This is a genomic window from Nocardiopsis sp. MG754419, from assembly GCF_018207095.1.
GTDB lineage: Bacteria > Actinomycetota > Actinomycetes > Streptosporangiales > Streptosporangiaceae > Nocardiopsis.
The window spans coordinates 1-4,744 of sequence record NZ_QOCZ01000247.1 but is presented as its reverse complement, the minus strand read 5'-3'; the positions used below and the strand labels follow the sequence as shown (position 1 = coordinate 4,744).

At 72.8% G+C, this 4,744-nt stretch carries 4 protein-coding genes; all 4 read right to left on the bottom strand.

Going from position 1 to position 4,744, the window contains the following annotated elements; all coding sequences use genetic code 11:
- Positions 1–165: 165 nt before the first annotated feature.
- Positions 166–1,245 carry a LacI family DNA-binding transcriptional regulator gene (locus DSY14_RS26950; RefSeq protein WP_211719422.1) on the bottom strand — a complete coding sequence of 360 codons (1,080 nt, stop codon included), beginning with the start codon at positions 1,243–1,245 and terminating at the stop codon, positions 166–168.
- Between the two features lie 341 nt (positions 1,246–1,586).
- Positions 1,587–2,636 carry a LacI family DNA-binding transcriptional regulator gene (locus DSY14_RS26945; RefSeq protein ID WP_211719421.1) on the bottom strand — a complete coding sequence of 350 codons (1,050 nt, stop codon included), beginning with the start codon at positions 2,634–2,636 and terminating at the stop codon, positions 1,587–1,589.
- Positions 2,637–3,303: 667 nt separating this feature from the next.
- Positions 3,304–3,621 carry an L-rhamnose mutarotase gene (locus DSY14_RS26940; RefSeq protein WP_211719420.1) on the bottom strand — a complete coding sequence of 106 codons (318 nt, stop codon included), beginning with the start codon at positions 3,619–3,621 and terminating at the stop codon, positions 3,304–3,306.
- A 9-nt stretch (positions 3,622–3,630) separates the two neighbouring features.
- Positions 3,631–4,692 (bottom strand): rhamnose ABC transporter substrate-binding protein, encoded by a 1,062-nt coding sequence (locus DSY14_RS26935; RefSeq protein ID WP_211719419.1) that lies wholly within the window; start codon positions 4,690–4,692, stop codon positions 3,631–3,633.
- Between the last annotated feature and the right edge of the window lie 52 nt (positions 4,693–4,744).

Sequence of the window (4,744 nt, the reverse complement as noted above, 5' to 3'; positions counted from 1 at the left end):
CTGTGGGGGGCGGCGGGCGTGGTGGTCGGCGTCATCGGCGTCCCTCGTCGAGCACTCCGTGCCGACCGCGGTGACGCCCCGTGATCAGGGGCGGAGGGTGGACACCGAGCGATGTTTACGCAAACATTGCGATGTCGGGAGTGTTGCACCGGCGTTGCCCGGGGGTCAAGGGGTGATGCGTGGGAAAACCGCGGGCGTTCGGTTCCGGGGCGGCGCCGTGCTGGAGCGCACCACGAGTTCGGTGGGCACCAGCGTGCTCTCCGGCGCGTCGACCTCACCGCGCAGACGGCGCAGCGCCCCGGCCACGAGAAGCCGCCCCACTTCGTGGAAGTCCTGCCGGATCGTGGTGAGCGGGGGCAGGAACGATCCCGACTCCGCGATGTCGTCGAACCCCACCACGCTCACGTCCCCGGGCACGGAGCGACCGCTCTCGTGCAGGGCCCGCAGCAACCCGAGCGCCATCTGGTCGTTGGCGACGAACACCGCCGTGCACGCGGGGTCCTCGGCCAGCGCGCGGCCCGCCCGGTAGCCGCTCTCGGCCGACCAGTCACCGTAGACCACCGAGGGGACGGTCCTGCCCCGTTCCCGCAGCGTCTCGCGCCAGGCCCGGGCACGGCGCTCGGCGCACAGGGACACCTCGGGGCCAGCCAAGTGGTGCACCGTGCGATGCCCCAGGTCCAGCAGGTGGGACACGGCCTCACGCGCACCGCCGATCTGGTCGGTGTCGACCACGCCGTAGCGTTCGTCGGCGTCGGAGTCGGCGACGACCACCTGGAGTCCGGGCGGGAGCAGCACCGCGGCGGCGTCCAGGAGGTGGACCTCCATGATGACGATGACGGCGTCCACGGCCAGTTCGCCCAGCCGGGTGAAGGCGCCCAGCATCTCGTCCTGGGTGGGTACCGCCACCGGGATGAGCGTGATGGCGTACCCCTCCAGGGCGGCGGAGGTGGAGATCGCTTCCAGGGTGCGCAGGCTACCGGTGGTGGACAGGGTGAAGACGATGACCCCGAGCGTGCGGAACTCGCCGCGTTTCAGGGCGCGGGCGGCGCTGTTGGGCCGGTAACCGAGTTCACGCATGGCGGCCAGGACCCGCTCACGGGTGCGAGGGACCACGCTGGGGCTGCCGTTGGAGACCCGGGAGACGGTCTGCGAGGAGACCCCGGCCAACCGGGCCACGTCGGCCATGGAGACCCGGGCGCCGCGCCCACGTTCCCCCGCCACCACGGTCTCCGCGCCCTCGGCCATCCTCGCGTCCCTCCCCCCGCCCGTGCCCGCCACGGGCGTCCTCGCCCGTCTGCTGTGTACGACGGCGCTCAGTGTAGCCGGCACGGAAACGGATCACCCGCCCTCATCGTTCCCGACGGTGGGACGCACGGGGCGGGAAACGCGGTGCGTGTCGCGGCGCGAAGACGCGGGTCGGACGCCTCGTCGACGCCGACCCACCACGGTGTCACCGGGCCGCTCCGGGGGGTTCGGGGCGCGAGGGCATCGCGGTGGTCACCCCGGCGCCGGGGTCGGTCCTTCGGCACCCGCGCGGGTTGCGGCGGGCGGGGCGGCCGGGCCGGCGCGCGCACCCGCGCGGGGTGTCACCCGGAACGGCCACCACCGATCGGCGGGGGTCCCACACTGGCGCGTTCGACCAGGGTGGGGGTGATGACCCTTCGCCCGGACCCGGGTTCCTCCCCGGAGATACCGGCGAGCAGCACGGCCAACGCCTCGGTGGCCACGGTGTCGAAGTCCGGCCGCACCGTGGTCAGCGGCGGAATGAAGTAGGCGGCCTCGGGCACGTCGTCGAACCCGACCACGCTCACGTCCCCCGGCACCGAACGACCGCGTTCGGACATCGCCCGCAGGATGCCCAGCGCCAGGTGGTCGTTGGCGGCGAAGACCGCCGTGACCTCGGGCATACGGGCCAACATCAGGCCCGCGCGGTACCCCGAGGCCGCGCTCCAGTCCGCCTGTCCCACCGGGGGGACCTCGGCTCCCGCCTCCTCCAGGGTCTGCTGCCACCCCCGCAGGCGGCCGGCGGCGTCGAACCAGTCCGCCGGCCCCGACACGTGCCAGACGGTCGCGTGGCCGGCGTCCAACAGGTGGCGCGTGGCCAGTCGGGCACCGGCCTCCTGGTCCACGGTCACCAGGGGGGCGTCGCGCTCGGGGTCGCCGTCCACCGCCACCACGGGCACGTCGGTGGGCACCTCGGCCAGCGCCTCGTCCGCGGCTCCGGTCGGCGCGATCACCACGATCCCGGCCGCTCGTTGCTCGCGGTGGTGTTCGACGGCGGCGGCGATGGAGCTCCGGTCCAGGACCCGGACGCGGCGGACGCTGACCACGAAACCCCGGGCCGCGGCGGCCAGTTCGAAGGCGGCCAGGAGCGACGAGGGACCATAGAGCGTGGAGTTCTGCGCCACCACGCCGAGGAGCTGGGACTTTCCGGTGGCCAGGGTGCGCGCGGCCCGGTTGGGCCGATACCCGAGTTGTTCGATGGCGGCGCGCACGCGCAGTCGGGTCTGTTCACGCACGTTGGGGTGCTCGTTGAGCACCCGTGAGACCGTCTGGTGGGAGACGCCCGCGAGGCGCGCGACGTCGGTCATCGCGGGGTCGCGGTTGACCCGGGCGGACGGGGAGGTGTGATCCACCCAGAACTCCTAGCAGGCGGGATCGCCGTCGGGTACGGCCGATCCGGTGATCGGTTCGCGGCGACGGGGCGGGCCCTGTACTCCGCTCGGTGCGCGGGTCCGGGTGCGCCACCGCGCCCCCGTCCCGGCCCCGGTCTGGTGGGCGTTAACATACTCGACGTCGCGCTTCCCGGCAATGTCGGAGCGGGAGAACGAGGTCGTGAGCTCCCCTGGATGTTAGCGCTCACTCGTTCATGGATCCGGGCGGTACGCCAGGCCGGTGGCGGCTCCGGGGGTGGCGAAAGCGTGCGCTCCACGGTCCGACCGGTGACGGGCCGCGCGAGGAGCGGATCGCCCTGGGCACACGGTGCGGGAGGCGCGGGCAGGGTCGCCTCGGCGCGGGCGCACCGCGCTCACCGGCGGTGGAACGGTGCTCCGGCGGCACCGGTGGACATGCGTCGGCCGGTGCGCGGCGACACTCCGGACCCGGTCCGGGGGCCCGGTCGGGTCATCGCCCCGACATCGTGGCCGCCACGGGGTCCGCCCGGCGCGACGGGCACCGGGACCCACGGGCGGCCTCTCCCCCGCCGTGCCCGGAGCACGCGCGGCGCACGACGGCGCGGACGCGCGAACCCCGGCCGGACCGCCCTGTGCGTGAGCGGGCGTCCGACCGGGGTTGGCGCGGTGTCTAGGGCAGGTGGAAGAGTTCGGTCAGGGGGATCATGCCCTCGTCCGGGCGGCCGTCCAGCCCCTCGAAGAAGGGCGCCATCTCGGCCTGCCACCGGGCGTTGACCTCGGTCTTGTCCATGGCCGCCCGCGCGGCGTCGAAGTCCTCGGTCTCCAGGTAGCCGACCACCATGCCCCGCTCGTCACAGAACAGCGAGTAGTTGTGCCACCCGCTCTCCGACAGGGCCCGGCGCATCTCGGGCCAGACCTCGGCGTGGCGCCGGCGGTACTCCGCCAACCGTTCCTCGCGCACCTTGAGCACGAAGCACACACGTCGCATACCGGCCCCTCAGAAGTCGAAGTCGTCGACGTTGTCGGCGTCGAAGACCAGCGGCGGGCCCAGCACCACCTCGCGGTCGGTCTCGAAGGTGAACTCACCGAGCTCGCCCGCGGTGAAGGTCTCCCCCTGCGCGCCGGTGATCCGCCCGGCCTGGAGCGCGGCGCCCGTGTAGCCGGCCAGGTAGCCCAGCTCGTGCGGGTTCCACAGGGCGAACCGGTCGACGGTGTCGTCGTGCACGAACTCGCGCATCTGGTTGGGGGTGCCCAGACCCGTCACCACCAGCTCCCCCTGGTACTCGGAGTCGCTGACGTAGCGGGCGGCGGCGGCCAGGCCGACGGTGGTCGGCGAGACGACCGCGTCCAGGTCCGGGTGGGACTGCATCAGCCCCTGCATCTCCTGGAAGGACTCCAGGTCGTCGTCGTTGCCGTAGACGGTGTCCACCAGCTCCAGGTCGCCGTACCCGTCGCCCTCCAGGATCTGCTCCATCTGCTCGATCCACGCGTTCTGGTTGGTGGCGTTGGGCGTGGCCGAGAGGATCGCGAAGGTGCCCGCGCCGTCGAGCTGTTCGTCGACCATGTCCACCAGGGTCTGGCCGATGAGCTCGTTGGTGGACTGGTTGACGAACACGTCGGTGCAGTTGGCGTTGGAGTCGTAGCCGACGATGACCGCTCCGTTGTCGCGCGCCTCGTTCAGGGAGGGGCACACGGCGTCGGGGTCGTTGGCGGCGATGACGATGACGTCGCTGCCGGCCTGGCTGGCGGCGTTGATGTACTCCACCTGGGAGTCGGCGGTGGCCTCGGTCCCACCGCGTTCGGTGGCCACACCGGCCAGTTCCTCGACCGCCTCCTCTCCCCCGGCGTTGACCAGGTCGAAGAACGGGTTGTTGAGCTGCTTGGGCAGGAAGTCGATCGCCAGGCCCTCGGGGATCTCCGCGTCGGGGTCGGCGGTACCGGTGGGGCCCTGGGCGTCCTCGTCCTGGGCGTCGTCGATGGTGGTGCCGCCGCAGGCGGTGGCCAGCAGGACGGCCGCCGCGGTCGCGGCGAGGAACAGGTGTCGTCGCGGGTCGGTCATGATGTGTCTCCCTTGGAGGTACCGGGCGCGGGGAGGCCGGTGGTGGGGGTGG

Coding starts and splice junctions, on each gene's coding strand:
- DSY14_RS26950 (WP_211719422.1), bottom strand. CDS start 1,245: ATGGCCGAGGGCGCGGAGACCGTGGTGGCGGGGGAACGTGGGCGCGGC.
- DSY14_RS26940 (WP_211719420.1), bottom strand. CDS start 3,621: ATGCGACGTGTGTGCTTCGTGCTCAAGGTGCGCGAGGAACGGTTGGCG.
- DSY14_RS26935 (WP_211719419.1), bottom strand. CDS start 4,692: ATGACCGACCCGCGACGACACCTGTTCCTCGCCGCGACCGCGGCGGCC.